Annotated in this window: 11 protein-coding genes; 3 read left to right on the top strand and 8 right to left on the bottom strand. The window is 66.0% G+C overall.

Going from position 1 to position 14,768, the window contains the following annotated elements; genetic code table 11:
* Positions 1-75: 75 nt before the first annotated feature.
* The 4 genes from ACLB0R_RS05160 to ACLB0R_RS05145 all read right to left on the bottom strand — a co-directional run bounded on the left by ACLB0R_RS05160 (position 76) and on the right by ACLB0R_RS05145 (position 2,959).
* A complete protein-coding gene (locus ACLB0R_RS05160; RefSeq protein ID WP_416642271.1) occupies positions 76-786 on the bottom strand; it encodes an SDR family oxidoreductase in 711 nt (236 codons plus the stop codon).
* Positions 787-790: 4 nt separating this feature from the next.
* Positions 791-1,408, bottom strand: coding sequence for a glutathione S-transferase family protein (locus ACLB0R_RS05155; RefSeq protein ID WP_416642270.1), 618 nt, complete (start codon positions 1,406-1,408; stop codon positions 791-793).
* A gap of 27 nt (positions 1,409-1,435) precedes the next feature.
* Complete coding sequence (locus ACLB0R_RS05150; protein WP_416642269.1) at positions 1,436-2,113, bottom strand: peroxiredoxin-like family protein; 678 nt, start codon at positions 2,111-2,113, stop codon at positions 1,436-1,438.
* Positions 2,114-2,188: 75 nt separating this feature from the next.
* Positions 2,189-2,959, bottom strand: coding sequence for an enoyl-CoA hydratase/isomerase family protein (locus ACLB0R_RS05145; protein WP_416642268.1), 771 nt, complete (start codon positions 2,957-2,959; stop codon positions 2,189-2,191).
* A 155-nt stretch (positions 2,960-3,114) separates the two neighbouring features.
* On the opposite strand from ACLB0R_RS05145, the gene ACLB0R_RS05140 reads away from it, so the two are divergent.
* The gene (locus ACLB0R_RS05140; RefSeq protein ID WP_416642267.1) at positions 3,115-4,005 is read left to right on the top strand and encodes a LysR family transcriptional regulator; all 891 of its coding nucleotides are present in this window, start codon (positions 3,115-3,117) and stop codon (positions 4,003-4,005) included.
* A 19-nt stretch (positions 4,006-4,024) separates the two neighbouring features.
* Here ACLB0R_RS05140 and ACLB0R_RS05135 read toward each other — a convergent pair whose 3' ends face one another.
* From ACLB0R_RS05135 to ACLB0R_RS05125, 3 genes are read right to left on the bottom strand one after another with little or no spacing between them, the layout of a single operon-like run.
* Positions 4,025-5,449: an efflux transporter outer membrane subunit gene (locus ACLB0R_RS05135; protein ID WP_416642266.1), complete on the bottom strand. Its 1,425-nt coding sequence runs from the start codon at positions 5,447-5,449 to the stop codon at positions 4,025-4,027.
* A complete protein-coding gene (locus ACLB0R_RS05130) occupies positions 5,446-8,616 on the bottom strand; it encodes an efflux RND transporter permease subunit (protein WP_416642265.1) in 3,171 nt (1,056 codons plus the stop codon). The genes ACLB0R_RS05135 and ACLB0R_RS05130 overlap by 4 nt, the downstream gene beginning before the upstream one ends.
* A complete protein-coding gene (locus tag ACLB0R_RS05125; protein ID WP_416642264.1) occupies positions 8,613-9,887 on the bottom strand; it encodes an efflux RND transporter periplasmic adaptor subunit in 1,275 nt (424 codons plus the stop codon). Before ACLB0R_RS05125 ends, ACLB0R_RS05130 begins: the two co-directional genes overlap by 4 nt.
* Before the next feature lie 115 nt (positions 9,888-10,002).
* On the opposite strand from ACLB0R_RS05125, the gene ACLB0R_RS05120 reads away from it, so the two are divergent.
* Entirely contained in the window at positions 10,003-10,677 is a 675-nt protein-coding gene (locus ACLB0R_RS05120) for a response regulator (RefSeq protein ID WP_416642263.1), read from the top strand.
* A complete protein-coding gene (locus ACLB0R_RS05115) occupies positions 10,674-12,032 on the top strand; it encodes a sensor histidine kinase (RefSeq protein ID WP_416642262.1) in 1,359 nt (452 codons plus the stop codon). Before ACLB0R_RS05120 ends, ACLB0R_RS05115 begins: the two co-directional genes overlap by 4 nt.
* On the opposite strand, the gene ACLB0R_RS05110 is transcribed toward ACLB0R_RS05115, so the two are convergent.
* Complete coding sequence (locus ACLB0R_RS05110; protein WP_416642261.1) at positions 12,001-14,592, bottom strand: DUF4118 domain-containing protein; 2,592 nt, start codon at positions 14,590-14,592, stop codon at positions 12,001-12,003. The genes ACLB0R_RS05115 and ACLB0R_RS05110 overlap by 32 nt on opposite strands.
* Between the last annotated feature and the right edge of the window lie 176 nt (positions 14,593-14,768).

Below are 14,768 nucleotides of genomic sequence, written 5' to 3'. Positions count from 1 at the left end.
TAGCATGGACTTCTTTCCGGCTGCCAAGCGATGCTTGTGCGTCGCGGCGATGTGCGACGTCCTGAGCACCGCCGCTCAGCCGCGACCCAGGCTGGCGCCGCCATCGACAAAGATCGTCTGCCCGGTAACGAACCCGGCGCCGTCGGAAGCCAGAAACGCGACGGCAGCGGCGATTTCGCCCGGCGTGCCCAGCCGCCGCATCGGCACCTGTGCCAGATAGCGCGCTTCACCCTCACTGCCGGCGGGGTTGTTGCTGCGGAAGAGCTCGGTCTCGGTCGGCCCCGGCGCGACCGCATTGGCGGTGATGCCATTGGCCGCCTGCTCGATCGCGATGGTGCGCGTCAGGCTTTCGAGCGCGGCCTTGGAGGCGGCATAGCTGGTGCGACTGGGCAAGCCGATCGTGACCAGGCTGGTGATGTTGACGATCCGCCCGAAGCGCGCCGCCTGCATCGCGGGGAGCAATGCCTGCGTCAGCACCAGCGCCGGGCGCAGATTGAACGCCATCAGATCGAGGAATTCGACCGGATCGACTGCGCCGAACACGTCGCCCCGCGCAGCGCCGGCATTGTTGACGATGCCGAGCACATCGCCACGCCCGGCGAGCTGATCGGCGAGCGCGGCCGTAACGGCGGCGTCGGCCAGATCGGCGGCAATGAATTCGCCAGGAAAGCTGGCTGGCGCGGCCCGGGCGATGCCGATGACGTGCCAGCCATCAGCCGCCAGAGCATCAGCGGCAGCGCGACCGATGCCTTTCGACGCGCCGCTGACGAGGATGCTGCGCGCCATGTGATCAACCCTCCGCCAGCGCCGTGGTCCGGGCAATGCCGCGCTGGAAGGCGGGCCGCGCCTCGAGCTCGGCGACGTAGCGCTGGACGTTGGGCGCCGCGTCGATCGAAACTTCCGCGAATTGGCGCCGCCAAAGCCAGCCGAAATGCGCGATATCGGCAATGCTGAGGTCATCGCCGGCGACGAAGCGCTGCCGGCCAAGCAGGTCGTCGAGCAGGCCGATGATCCGCTGCGCCTCATTGCCGAAGCGATCGATCGCGAGCGGGATCGGCTCGGGCGCGAATTTGCGGAAGAAGCCGACATTGCCGAACGCCGGACCAAGCCCCGAGGCGTGGAAGAACAGCTGCTCGAACACGCGCGCGCGGGCGGCGCCCGACGCGGGCAGCAGCTTGCCGGTCTTCTCGGCAAGGTAGACGAGGATCGCCGCGCTTTCGGTCAGCGTCAGGTCGCCGTCGACGAGCACCGGCACCTTGGCATTGGGGTTGCGCGCGACATGATCCGGCGCTTTCTGCGCGCCCTGACGGATGTTGATCGGCAGCAGCTCGTAATCGAGCCCCATTTCCTCGAGCGCAATCGGCACCTTGACGCTATTGGGCGTGGAGAAGGCATAGACCTGGATCATCGTTGCGGTTCCTTGTCTTGAAGGGGTTCAGGCGCGGACCAGCGTTGCGGCACGCACGGCGGGCAGCATGTCGGCGGGCTCGGGGCGGCGGGTATAGTCGGGGTTGACTTCGGCATAGCGGATCACGCCATCCTGCCCGATGACGAACCGGCCGGGCATCGGCAGCGTCCAGCTGTCATCGCCGTTGAACCCGGGCAGGTCGTTGCGCAGCACGTCGCGATACAGCTCGACCAGATAATCCTGCATTTGAAAGCGGAGGCCGAAAGCATCGGCGGTCGCATTCCCCGCGTCCGACAAGATCGGGAAGTCGAGGCCGTTATCGCGCACCGACTTGCGGCTGTTGACGCGCGTTTGCGGGCTGATCGCGACGAGCGTGGCACCGGCGGCGCGGAACTCGGGCAGCGCTTCCTGCAGCGCGCGCAGCTCCATGTTGCAATAGGGGCACCAGACACCGCGATAGAAGCTGACGATCAGCGGACCCTGGGCGAGCAAGTCGCGCGAGGAGACCAGCGTCCCGTCGGGTGCAGGCAGCGTGAAGGCGGGCGCCACATCGCCGGCCTTGAGCGCGCGGGCGGCGGCGCCGGATGCGATCAGATCGTTGGTCGCGCGGTCCATCGTCTCGATCACCGAGGACGGCACATTATAGGGCGGCTTGCCGGCGCGGAAATCGGCCTTGAAGGCGTCGAGCTTGGCTTGGAGGGTCATGGTGGGTCTCCAGTAGAGCTAAAGGAAAGGGGTGCCCGGCGGCGGCGGGGGAACGCCGCCGGGCGTGGGGAAGGGTCAGCCCCGCGCGGCCATCGAGCGCGCGACTTCGGCAGCGCTGATCCCTTCGAGCGCGAGGCCATAGCCGGCACCTTCATCGATGATGCGGCGCAGCTTCTGGGTCAGCGCGATGCGCGTGTAGCGGCTGGTGAGCGGCGGCAGCGCGGCGATCTGATCGGCGAGCACATGCGCGCGACCGAGCAACCGGTCGGCCGGCACGATCTCGTTGACGACGCCATAGTCCTTGGCCGTCTCGGCATCGAGGAGCTGCCGCGTCAGGATGAAATACCGGCCGCGGATCGAACCGATCACTTCGGGCCACAGCAGATTGACGCCGTCACCGGGAACGATGCCGAAGTCGAAATGCGGCTTGTCCTGGAACACCGTCTCGGGCGTGGCGAGGATGATGTCGGTCAGCAGCGCATATTCGCTGTGGAGCAGCACCGGCCCGTTGAGCGCGCTGATCATCGGCACTTCGATGTCGAGGATATTGCTCAGCACCTTGCGGCCTTCGCGCAGGATCTTGTCGTACCCCACCGGCGAGAAGAAATCGAAGCCCTCGGGGTCGATCGTGTCCATGAAGGCATCGCCCGACCCGGTCAGGATGACGACGCGATTGTCGCGGTCTTCGCCGATCGCGTGGAACAGCTCGACGAATTGCTCGTGCGTGTGGCCGTTGAAGATCAGCTTGCCGCCATTGGTGTGGAGCGCGACTTCGAGCACGCCATTGGCCTTGCGCGTCAGCTTGGCGTTGGGGAAAGCGTCCTTGTAGGTGTCGAACTTGGCCATCTGTGCCTCCGTCTGTCACGGGCTCGGGGATCGAGCGGCGTTGAGGCGGAGATAGGGCGATCACGGGCGGCTGAGATGACGGCTTGGCGCGATAATCCCTATTCCCGACTGGAATAACCGACTTATAGTTGAGCCGTATTTGATGAGGGTGCGGCATGGATCGATTGCAGGCGATGGCGACGCTGGTCCGCGTCGTCGATACCGGCTCCTTCTCGGCGGCGGCGCGCCAGCTCAATATCGGCCAGCCGGCGATTTCGAAGACGATCGCGCAGCTGGAAGAACGGCTCGGCGTGCGGCTGCTGACCCGGACGACGCGCGGCCTCAGCCCCACCGAAGCGGGCCTGCGCTTTTACGAACGCGCCAAACGCTCGATCGCCGAGGCCGATGAAGCCGAGCTTGCCGCGCGGGGCGAAGGCGCGGCGCTCACTGGCACGCTCCGCGTATCAGCGGCGACCACCTTCGCCCGGCTCCATATCGTCAAGCTGTTGCCGGCCTTTCTGGCGGCGCACCCCGGCCTCGCGATCGAGCTGATCCTGGACGATCGCGTTATCGACCTGGTCGAGGAAGGCATCGACCTCTCATTGCGCATGGGGGACCTTGCCGACTCGTCGGCCACAGCTCGGCGCCTTGGATCAAGCCCCCGCGCCGTGTTCGGCACCCGCGCTTATCTCGATCGCGCCGGCATCCCCGCCAAGCCCGCTGACCTCGCCGAGCACGACGTCGTCATCTACACCCAGGGCCGATCGGGCAGCTGGGCATTCCGGCGCGATGGCACCGAAATCTCGGTCGCGGTAGGCGGGCGGCTGAAAGTCAGCAGCGCGGAGGGCATTCGCGCTGCGGTGCTGGCGGATATGGGGCTAACGATCGCCTCGCACTGGATGTTCGCGCCCGAGCTGACGTCTGGGGCGGTTTGTGCGGTGCTTGGCGACTGGACGCTCGATCCGATCGATCTGTGGGCCGTGTTTCCCTCGGGGCGCCTCGCGTCAGCGAAAGCGCGGGCCTTTGCCGATCTGGTGGCGACCGGGATGCGCTCCCTTGCGGCATAGTCGGCCGGCGCGCGTCCTTCTAATCGACTTGCGTCCCGCAGGCTTGGAACAACGCCACGCTATCGCTGAGCCTTGCGGTGCGCGCTTGGACGAGCGTTGCCGAGGCCTGCTCAGCTGCGACCGAGGCATTGAGCAACGCAATCGTCCCGATCGCGCCCAATTCGAGCTGCCGGCGCGTCAGCGCCAGCGAACGCGTCGCTGCGGCGTTGGCGCGCGCGGCGGCATCGAGCGCAGCAGCATCGGTTTTGAGCCCGGCGATCGCATCGTCGACATCGAGGAACGCTTGCAGCGCTGTCGAGCGATATTGTGCTTTGGCAGCATCAAGCGCCGCGTCGGCTGCGCGTTTCTGGTGCAGCAATTGCCGCGAATGGAAGATTGGCTGAGTGACGGTGCCGACGGCGCTGAAGAACAGATTGCCGTTGGCGAAGATCTCCTCGATGCGCGTCGCCAAGCCGCCCGCCGTGCCGGTCAGCTGCAGCGAGGGCAGCCGCGCGGCGATCGCCGTGCCGACATCCGCCGCCGCGCCGCGCACCGCCGCATCCGCCGCGCGCACATCGGGCCGGTGCGCGACGATATCGGCGGGCAAGCCGATGGGGAGATGCTCAGGCAATGCCAGTTCGCTCAGATGCGGCAAGTCAGGCGCCGGGCTGCCGGCGGGCACCCCGACCAGGTTGTTGATCAACCCGGTCTGGTGCGTCAGCTGCCGCTCCAGCCCCGGCAGCGTCGCCTCGACGGTCGCCAGCGCTGATTGCTGCGCCACGACATCGGCCTCGCCAAGGTCGCCCAGCGCGCGGCGCCGCTCGATCAGCGCGACAAGCTCGCGATCACTGGCGATGGCGGCCTTGGTCGCCTCGATCTGCGCTTCCAGCGAGGCATGCTGGATGACCGCAAGGACCAGATTGGCAACCACGGTGGTGCGCGCCGCGACCGCCTTGAAGCTGGCGACATCGGCGGCGGCGCGCGCCGACCGCGTCTTGCTTCGTCCCCCGCCGAACACGTCGAGCGGATACGTGACGGTCAGCTGTGCGGTGTGCAGGCTGTAAAGATAGGCATTGGGGTCGTTGAGCGGCGGCGAGAAAGTACCCGATGCGCGCAAGCCCTGTGCGGCGTAACTGGCATCAACTTGCAGTCCCTGCGCACCCGCGGCCGCTTTGGCGAGTTCGCGTGCTTGGCGGAGTGTCGCGTCGGCGACGGCAAGGTCGCTATTGTGCTTGAGCGCCTGATCGACCAGCGCGTCGAGCTTGGGGCTGGCGAAGCTATGCCACCATTCAGGGACTGGCGCCGCGCCCACCTCCAATGTCTGGGCCGTGCCCGATTGCGGCACGATACGATCCGACGCGCGAGCCGGCGGGAGCGGCACCGATCCGCTCCGGTCATGCGGCCCCAGCGTGCAGCCGGCCAGGACCAGGGCGCTGAGGAGCAGGGAAGCGCGCGCACCGATCATGCCGGCTCCATCGGCGTGCCATCGGCATGGTGGCGTCGGACCGGGTGGCCATGCGCACCGCGATGATGGCTGAAGCGGACGATCAGCACTGGCAAAGCGAGCAGGATCAGGACCGGCGCCAGCGTCATGCCGCCGACAACGACCAGCGCGAGCGGCTTTTGCACCTGGCTGCCGATGCCGGTCGAGAGAGCGGCTGGCAGCAAGCCGATCGCCGCGGCAAGGCACGTCATCACCACTGGGCGCATAACGTGGCGCACCGTCACAGCGATGGCGTCGTCGCGATGGAGACCGTCATTGATCTGCTGGTTGAACGCGCTGACGACAAGAATGCCGTCCATCGTCGCGATGCCGAACAGCGCTACGAAACCGATCGCCGCCGAGATGCTGAACGGCGTGCCGGTCAGCACCAGTGCCAGCACGCCGCCGATCAGCGCCATCGGGATCACGCTGAACGCGAGCAACGAGTCGCGCACCGACCCGAAATTGGCGAACAACAGGATCAGGATGAGCACTAGGCTGATCGGCACGACGATCTCGAGCCGGGCGACGGCGCTGGTGAGGTTGCCCAGTTCACCGGCCCATTCGAGGTGATAGCCCGGCGGCAGCACGATGTGCTGGCGGATGCGCGCCTTGGCTTCATCGACCGCGCCCCCCAGATCGCGCCCACGCACGCTGAACTTGATTGGGACGTAGCGTTCCTGATGCTCGCGGTAGATGAACGAGGCGCCCGAATTGAGATGGACTTTCGCGACCTCCGATAACGGCACTTGGATGAGGCCGTTACCGCTCGGTGCGGGGGCGCCGATCGTCACCTGCCTGATCGCCTCGATATCGTTGCGCTGCCCGGGATTGAGGCGGACGACGATCGGGAAATGGCGATCGGTGCCCTGCTCGTAAAGATCGCCGCTCGATTGGCCGCCGATCGCTGCAGCAACGGTGGCGTTGATGTCATCGGGCGTCAGGCCATAGCGCGCCGCCGCCAGCCGATCGATCTCGATCCGCACGGTCGGCTGGCCGAGCGAATTGCTGATGCCAAGGTCGGTGATGCCGTTGACCTGCTGCATCTGCGCTTTGATCGCATCGGCGAGCTTTTCAAGCGTATTGAGGTCGCTGCCGAAAATCTTGAGCGAATTGGCGCCTTTCACGCCCGATGAGGCCTCTTCGACATTATCCTGGATATATTGCGAGAATTCGAGGTCGATGCCGGGGAAACGCTGCTGCAGCCGGTGCTGCAAGTCGCTGGTCAGCTTTTCCTTGGTCATCCCCGCTGGCCATTCGCTGGCCGGCTTGAGCGGTGTGTAGAATTCGGCGTTGAAGAAGCCTGTGGCATCGGTGCCGTCATCGGGCCGGCCGTGCGTGGTGATGACGCGTTCGACCTCGGGATAGCTGGCGATGATGCGGCGGATCTGGCTCACGGTGGGCTGGCCTGCCTCAAGCGAGATCGACGCGGGCAGGCTCGCCCTGATCCACAGATTGCCTTCTTCCAGATGCGGCAGGAATTCGACGCCGAGCGCCATGATCGACAGGACGGCGGTCGCGAAGACGATGCCGGCCGTGCCCATCGTCAGCAGCCGGTTCTTGAGCGCAAAGGCGATCGCCGGCTCATACAGGCGGCGGATGCGCAGGACGAGCCAGGTATCCACTTCCTGCAGCCGATCGGGCAGCAGCAACGCCGAGAGCACCGGCGCCAGCGTGAATGCCGCGATCAGGCCGCCGCCGATCGCATAGGCATAAGTCTTGGCCATCGGCCCGAAGATATGCCCCTCAATGCCGGTCAGCGTGAACAGCGGCAGGAAGCTCGCGATAATGATGGCGGCAGCAAAGAAAATGCCGCGGCTGACGTCGCTCGAGGCGTGCAGGATCGCCGAGAAGCGATTGGCGCGGCTCGCGACGATGCGCCCGGCACCGAGCGCGTGCGACCGATCGACCATGCGCCGGTAGATCGCCTCGACCATGATCACCGCGGCATCCACCACCAGCCCGAAATCGAGCGCGCCGAGCGACAACAGGTTGGCGCTTTCGCCTTGTAGTGTCAGGATCAGGATCGCGACCGACAGCGCGAATGGAATGGTGAGCGATACGATCACCGCGCTACGCAAATCGCCCAGAAACACCCATTGCAGCAGGAAGATCAGCACCACGCCGGCGAACAGGTTTTCCATCACCGTCCGCGTGGTGACGGCGATCAGGTCGGAGCGGTCGTAGATGCGCTCGAGATGCACGCCCGGTGGCAGCACTCCGCCGGCATTGATCGTCTCGACTTCCTTCTGCACCGACTTGATCGTCGGCAGCGATTGCGCGCCGCGCTGCATCAGCACGATGCCCATCACGATATCGTCGTCCTTGCCTTCGCCCGCGATGCCGAGCCGGGGCAGATTGCCGATGCTCACCTGCCCGACATCGCGGAGCAACACCGGCGTGCCGCCATTGGTGCCGACCAGCACGTTGCGGATCGCATCGGTCGACTGGATCAGGCCAATGCCGCGCACGATCGCCGCCTGCTCGCCGAAATTGACCGTCTGGCCGCCGACATTGGCGTCGCTCTTGCCGATCGCCGCCAGCACTTGCGGCACGGTGATGCCGTGCGCGATCAACCGGTCGCGATCGAGCTGGACGTCATAGCTTCTGAGCTTGCCGCCCCAGCCGGTCACATCGACGACGCCCGGAATGCGCTTGAACCGCCGTTCGAGCACCCAGTCCTGCAGCGTCTTCAGGTCCATCACCGAATAGCCGCTCGGGCCGACCAGTCGATAGCGGTATATCTCGCCGATCGGGCTGGTCGGCGAAATCACTGGCCGCACCCCGCCGGGCAGCGCCGGCAATTGCGACAAGCGGCCGAGCACCAGCTGCTCGGCCTCGCGGAAGTTGACGCCATAGTCGAACTGGATCTTCACGTCCGACAAGCCGAACAGCGAAATCGAGCGGACGACAGTGAGATGGGGCAAGCCAGCCACCGATATCTCGATCGGGGTCGTGACATTGCGCTCGATCTCTTCAGCCGAAACGCCGTCACTCTGGGTGATGATCTCGACCATCGGTGGCACCGGGTCGGGATACGCCTCGATATTGAGGTTGATATAGCCGAACACGCCCGCGATCACGACTGCGATCAGCAGGCCGAGCACCAGCATTCGCTGCCGTAGCGCGAGCTCGACGAGACGATTCATTGGTTTAAGCCGGCCTCGTTGACGAACAACGCGCCCGACGAGACCACCTTGTCGCCCGGCTTCAGCCCGCGTGTCACGCGGGTATAGCCGCCCTCGGTATCGGCCGTCTCGATGGCACGGCCGTGCAACAGGCCGTCATGCCCCAGCACCCAGATGCGGGCGCTGTCGCCTTCATGGATGACCGCAGATGCCGGCACGAGCACGCCGACCGGGCCGGCCAGCGACCGCGTGATCGTGAAGCTGGCAAACATCTGCGGCTTCAGCAGATAATCGCGATTGTCGACCGACGCGCGGACCGGCAGCCGATGGGTATTGGGATCGAGCGCGGCGCCGATATTGTCGATGCGGGCATGAAAGACGCGGCCGGGCACGGCGGGCGTCGTCACGTCCACTTGGTCGCCGAGTTGGACATTCGCCGCATCGCTCTCGGCCAGCTGCGCGACCAGCCAGACGCGCGACAGATCGGTGATGGTCATCAGCGGGCTGTTGCCGCCGGCGCTGAGGAACTGCCCGGGGGAGACATTGCGGTCGGCGATCACGCCCGCCACGGGCGAGCGGTAGATGGTCGCAGCCTGGCCGGTGAGCCGCTTCGCCGGCGATTCCAGCGCGCGGATTTCGCCCGCAGATTTGCCGAACAGGCCGAGCCGATCCTGCGCTGCCCGCAGCGCTGACTGCGCCGTGCGCAACGCGGATTGCGCCGTCACCAGATCGGCTTGCGATTGGAGATAATCTTTCAGCGCGCCGCCAGCGGTCTCGTAAATCGCTTTCTGGCGCGCGGTGTTCTGCTCGGCGATGCGCACGGCTTCGGTCGCTGAGGCAGTCTGGGCCGCCGCGCTCAATAAGCCATTGCGCGCGTCGACCAGCTCGGGCGATGCGACCGACAATAGAGGCTGGCCGCGGCCGACGCGCTGGCCCGGCTCGACGAACACATCGACCGTCTGGCCGGAAAAGGGCAGCACGATCGGCGTACTGTGATCGGCATCGACCGCGATCGATCCATTGGCGCGCAGCAGCGTGGCGTTCGCGCCGGTGCCGACTTGGGTGAACTTGAGCTGGGCCAATTGCTCGCGCGTTGGCCGGAACGCATCGGGCGGCAGCGTCTCCATCGCCGCCGGCCGGGCACTCAGCACCCAGCGGCCGGTTTCGACAACAAGGACAAGCAGCGCGATGGCAAGCGCGATCAGACCCAACAGCCGGATCTGCTGATGATCGCTCAGCGCCACCGCAGATGGGGCCGGGCTTGCCGGGTTTGATGTGTCGGTGTCGGACAAGAATCGCGGTTCCGTAATGACGTCGGGAGAAGCTTAGACAATTGATCGACGGCTTGTCTCCGGCCATTAGCGGCGCCGGCTTACATCTCGCTTACGCTCGAGGATAGGAGAGCCGGTGCGGTTGCTGATTGTCGAAGATGACAAGGCTTTGGGGGATGCGTTGTCGCGCGCTTTGGAACGGCGCGGTTATCTGAACGACCGGGCCGCGCGCCTGGACGATGCGCGTCAGATGCTTGCTGCGGCCAGCTATGGCGCTCTGTTGCTCGATCTTGGCCTTCCTGACGGCGATGGCATCGACTTGGTCCGGCGATTGCGGGCAGGCCAGGATACCATTCCAATCATTGCGATCACCGCGCGCGACGCGATTGGCAATCGCATCGCCGGATTGGACGCCGGCGCCGATGACTATATCGTCAAGCCATTCGATATGGATGAATTGGTCGCCCGATTGGGCGCGGTCCTCAGGCGGCAAGGCAGTTTCGCCGGTCGCGAGCTCACCCTGGGGAATTTGACGTTCGATCTCGTGTCCGGCGACGTCGTCGTTGAGGACCGACGCCTGACGCTCTCGGCGCGTGAGCGCCAGCTGGTCGAATTGCTGATGCGTCGTGCCGGCCAGCTCGTCAGCAAGCACCTGGCCGAGGATCAGCTTTTCGGGCTCACCCAGCCGCCAGGGTCGAACGCCATCGAAGTGTATATCCACCGCTTGCGCCGCAAGCTGGAAGCCGCGGGCGCGTCGGCGGAGATCGAAACCGTTCGCGGGCTGGGCTATCTGATACGGCCCAAGCAATGAGATTATGGCCGCGCTCACTGGCGCTCCGCATCCTGGTCGTCGAGATCATCGCGGTCGTCGCCGCGATCATCATTCTCCCGCTGACCGCCGTTGCGCTGCTGCGTGATGCGAGCGACATCGAACAGCAGCGCCTGCTGTCGGCGCAAGCCCAGAGCATTGCGGCGGCGATGGACGATCGTGAGGGCGCCATCAGCGTCAAGTTGCCGCACAGCCTCGCGGCCGTCTTTGCCGAGGGTTATGATGGCCGCGGCTTTCTCGTCATCGACGCGCAGGGCAGGGTGCTGGCGAAAAGCCAGCGGGCAGCGGCTTTGCCCTTGACTGCCATCCCGCGAGCGGCCGGCGCCCGCTTGTTTCACAGCCCGCCTGTCGTGGCGATCAGCCAGCCGGCGCGGGTCGCCGGGCGGCGGCTTTGGATCGTCGTCAGCCAGAACCAGGCTTATCCCGGCGCCATCGTCGATGACGTGACGAGCCGCTTCCTTGGCCGCTACATCGCAGTGCTGGTTGCCGCGCTCGCGCTCTTGCCGCTGATCAACGCGTTCGCCGTGCGGCGTCTCATTCGGGTCGTCCGTCGGGTGTCGGAACAAGCCTCGACCATCGGGCCGTACGATCTCGGCAAGCGGCTCGACGACGCGGATTTGCCGCTTGAAATCAAGGGGCTGGTGGCAGCGACCAATCGACTAATCGATCGGCTCGCGCTCAGTCTCAATCGCCAGCGCCAATTTGTGTCCAACCTCGCCCATGAGCTGCGAACGCCGCTGGCGACGCTGCAACTCGAGATCGATGCGTTGGAGGACCGGCGCGCCGCCAAGGGCTTGGCGAAGACGATCGACCGGTTGGCGCATGTCGTGTCGCAGATGCGCGACCTCGCCGAACTGGAAACCCTCGATATCGCCGCCCGGGTGCCGGTGGACTTGAACGAAGTGGCGAAGCAGCTTGCCGGTGAGCTTACGCCCTTTGTCTACCGCGAAGCCCATCAGATCGCGCTTGAGACTCCGAGTGAGCCCGTTCGCATTCTCGGCAGCCGGCTGCTCATCGAGCTCGCGCTGCGCAATCTCATCGTCAACGCCGTCCAGCACACACCCGCCCAGACCCAAATCTCTGTGACCGTGACCGCGAATGGCGCGCTGACGGTCTCGGATAATGGACCCGGCTTGAAGCTGGACGATCAGGCACTCATTACCGAGCGATATTGGCGAGCCGATCAAGATCGTTCGGATACTGCCGGGCTCGGCTTGTCGATCGTCGAGCGTATTTGCGATGTCCATGGTGCCCGGCTGGCAATCGCTTCGAGCGCTGAAGGCGGCGCGAGCTTCTCGCTCGATTTCAGCCGGTTCGAACAGGGAATCCGAGAGTAAAGGCGGCTCCCCCGTCGGGACTGTTCGCGGCGGCAATCCCGATCTCCATGGCCAGCGCGAAACCCTTTGCAATCGCCAGGCCCAGCCCGCTGCCGCCATCGCGATCCGTGCCGTGACCGCGCGCGAATTTCTCGAAGATCGCGGCTTCACTGCCGGGCTCGAGTCCCGGTCCGTGGTCGCGAACCGTGAGGGTGACGAGGTCGGGCTTGCGCTCGCCAATGATCTCGATCGCGCCGTCGCCGCCATGATGCGCAGCGTTGGCGAGCAGGTTGATCAGGATATGGTGCAACAGCGTTGCATCGGCGCGGACCAGCGGCAGGGTAGCAGGCACGCGAAGATCGATGTGATGGCCGCGCAGGATCGCTTTCAGGTCGTGGACGGCGCTGGCGATCGCGTCGGTCAGGTCGATCGCTTCGATCTTGAGGTCGAGCTGGCCGCTGTCGATCCGGACCATGTCGACCAGATTGTCGAGAAAGCGCTTCAGCCGGGCGATCTCCAACCGGGCTGTGGGCACTGCCGACGCATCGGGGTGCTGCGCGGCGATCGCATCGATGGCGGCGGCGATCGACGTGAGCGGAGTCCGCAGGTCGTGACCGATCGAGGAGAGCAACGCGGCACGCAAGCGATCGCGCTCCTTGAGCACCGATACCTCTCGGACCTGGTCCTCCAGCTTCAGCCGTTCGTGCGCCAGCGCTGCCTGCCCGAGCAAGGTCGACAACAGTACGGCGCGATCGGCCGTCACCACCTCGGCACCATCGGGCCGCGACAGGCCGATAAGCGCCAGCGTGCCGAGCGTGGTCTTGAGCGGGTGAAACTGCCAGTCTGCCGCCGTCAGCGTCGCGGTACCGGCGCCGGCCGGCTCGCCGCGGCTCCATGACCAATCCGCCGCCGCGCGATCGACCGGTCCGAGCGGCGGCACATCGTCGCGCGACGCGGCTGCGACCGCGAATTGGCCGCCGCGATCGCTCATCAGGATGACGGTGGCGCCCAGCAGCCGCGCCATCTCGGTGCAGACGATGCGGTTCGTGCCGTCCCAATCGGACGCACGCGCCAGCGCCTGGCCGAAAGCCGCGACGGCGGCGTTCTCCTGTGCACTGCGCGCGCCGATCGTCGCGCGCGCGCGCAGGCGGCTGGTCAAATTGGCGGAAAACCAGGCAATGCCGATCAGCACGAATTGCGTCAGCACGCTTTGCGGATCGGCGATGGTGAAGGTGTACAGCGGTGGCAGGAAAAAGAAATTATAGCACAGGCCCGCCGCCAGCCCCGCTGCAATGCCGGGCCACAAGCCATAGCGGCTCGACGCGACGATGACCGGAAGCAGGTAGAACAAGTCGATCCCGCCTGCACCGATAAAGGGCTGGGCGACTTTGCCGACCGCCGTTGTCAGCGCGACGAGCAGCGCGGCAACGGCATAATCGCCGGGCCGGCCCCAACCACTCAACGGCAGGGCGCGTGTGCGCGGAGCCATTTCGCCGGTCGGGATGACATGGACGGCAAGGCCCTCGCTCGCTCGCAACATCGCCTCGACAACCGAGCCGTGGCGCAGCGCGAACCACCAGCTGCGCTGCGACTTGCCGATGACGAGCTGCGTGGCGCGCATGCCGGCGACATGCTCGGCGAGCCCTTGCGCAACGCTCGCGGCGGGCACGGTGGCGATGGTGCCGCCGAGCGTCGCGGCAAGGCGCAGCGTCTGGGCGATCGCGCGCTTCTGGTCTTCGCCAAAGCCTTCGGCGCGGGGGGTCTCGATATAGACCGCTTGCCATGGCGCTTTCAGCGCATCGGCCAGGCGCTTGGCGGCGCGGACCAGTGTGTCGCTGCCGGGCAATTCGCTGACCGCGACGAGCACGCGCTCGCCGCCGGCAAAGGTGCCGGGCGCCGCGGTCGCGTCGAGATGTTCGAGCATCGCCTGGTCGACGCTTTGCGCCGCGCGGCGCAATGCCATCTCGCGTAGGGCCGACAAGTTCGCCTTGGAAAAGAAATGGCCGAGCGCGCGCGTCGCTTCGGCGGGCACATAGACCTTGCCCTCCTTCAGCCGCTCGATCAGCTCGTCGGGCGGCAAATCGACGACTTCGATCTCGGCGTCGTCGAACACGCTATCCGGCACGGTCTCGCGCACGCGAACGCGGGTAAAGCTCGCGACGACGTCGTTCAGGCTTTCGACGTGCTGGATGTTGAGCGTGGTGAACACATCGATGCCGGCATCGAGCAGCTCCATCACGTCCTGCCAGCGTTTGGGGTGGCGGCTGCCCGGCGCGTTGGTGTGCGCGAACTCATCGACCAGCGCCAAGGCCGGGCGGCGGGCGAGCACCGCATCGATATCCATCTCGTCCAGCGTGTGGCCCTGATAGGCCATGGCGCGGCGCGGGACGATTTCGAACGGCGCGACCAACGCCTCGGTCTCGGCCCGGCCATGCGTTTCGACGATCGCGATCACGACATCGCTGCCCGCCCTCAGCCGCTCGGCGCCTTCCCGCAGCATTTCGAAGGTTTTGCCGACGCCGGGGGCAGCGCCCAGGAAAATCTTCAGCCGGCCGCGTGTCTCGCGCGCGGCCTGCTTCAACAGCGCATCGGGGGAGGGGCGCTCGTCGCTCAGTGTACGTCTCCAGTCATCGCCGGAACGGTTGCGCGCCGCACCGCCGATAGCAAGCCGACTTTATGGCTTCTTAATGCCCCGCCTGCGCATTCCCCCGCGAAACTTAATGCCGACCGCGCCTAGCTGACCGCATCTGCCGTCCG

This window comes from Sphingomonas sp. GlSt437 (genome assembly GCF_048015635.2).
Lineage (GTDB): Bacteria > Pseudomonadota > Alphaproteobacteria > Sphingomonadales > Sphingomonadaceae > Sphingomonas.
The sequence above is the reverse complement of the archived record's forward strand: the minus strand, read 5'-3'. Positions and strand labels throughout refer to the sequence as shown.

Bases quoted from the DNA above. Each gene is read 5' to 3' on its own strand.
- ACLB0R_RS05160 (WP_416642271.1), bottom strand. From the start codon at position 786: ATGGCGCGCAGCATCCTCGTCAGCGGCGCGTCGAAAGGCATCGGTCGC.
- ACLB0R_RS05155 (WP_416642270.1), bottom strand. From the start codon at position 1,408: ATGATCCAGGTCTATGCCTTCTCCACGCCCAATAGCGTCAAGGTGCCG.
- ACLB0R_RS05150 (WP_416642269.1), bottom strand. From the start codon at position 2,113: ATGACCCTCCAAGCCAAGCTCGACGCCTTCAAGGCCGATTTCCGCGCC.
- ACLB0R_RS05145 (WP_416642268.1), bottom strand. From the start codon at position 2,959: ATGGCCAAGTTCGACACCTACAAGGACGCTTTCCCCAACGCCAAGCTG.
- ACLB0R_RS05140 (WP_416642267.1), top strand. From the start codon at position 3,115: ATGGATCGATTGCAGGCGATGGCGACGCTGGTCCGCGTCGTCGATACC.
- ACLB0R_RS05135 (WP_416642266.1), bottom strand. From the start codon at position 5,449: ATGATCGGTGCGCGCGCTTCCCTGCTCCTCAGCGCCCTGGTCCTGGCC.
- ACLB0R_RS05130 (WP_416642265.1), bottom strand. From the start codon at position 8,616: ATGAATCGTCTCGTCGAGCTCGCGCTACGGCAGCGAATGCTGGTGCTC.
- ACLB0R_RS05115 (WP_416642262.1), top strand. From the start codon at position 10,674: ATGAGATTATGGCCGCGCTCACTGGCGCTCCGCATCCTGGTCGTCGAG.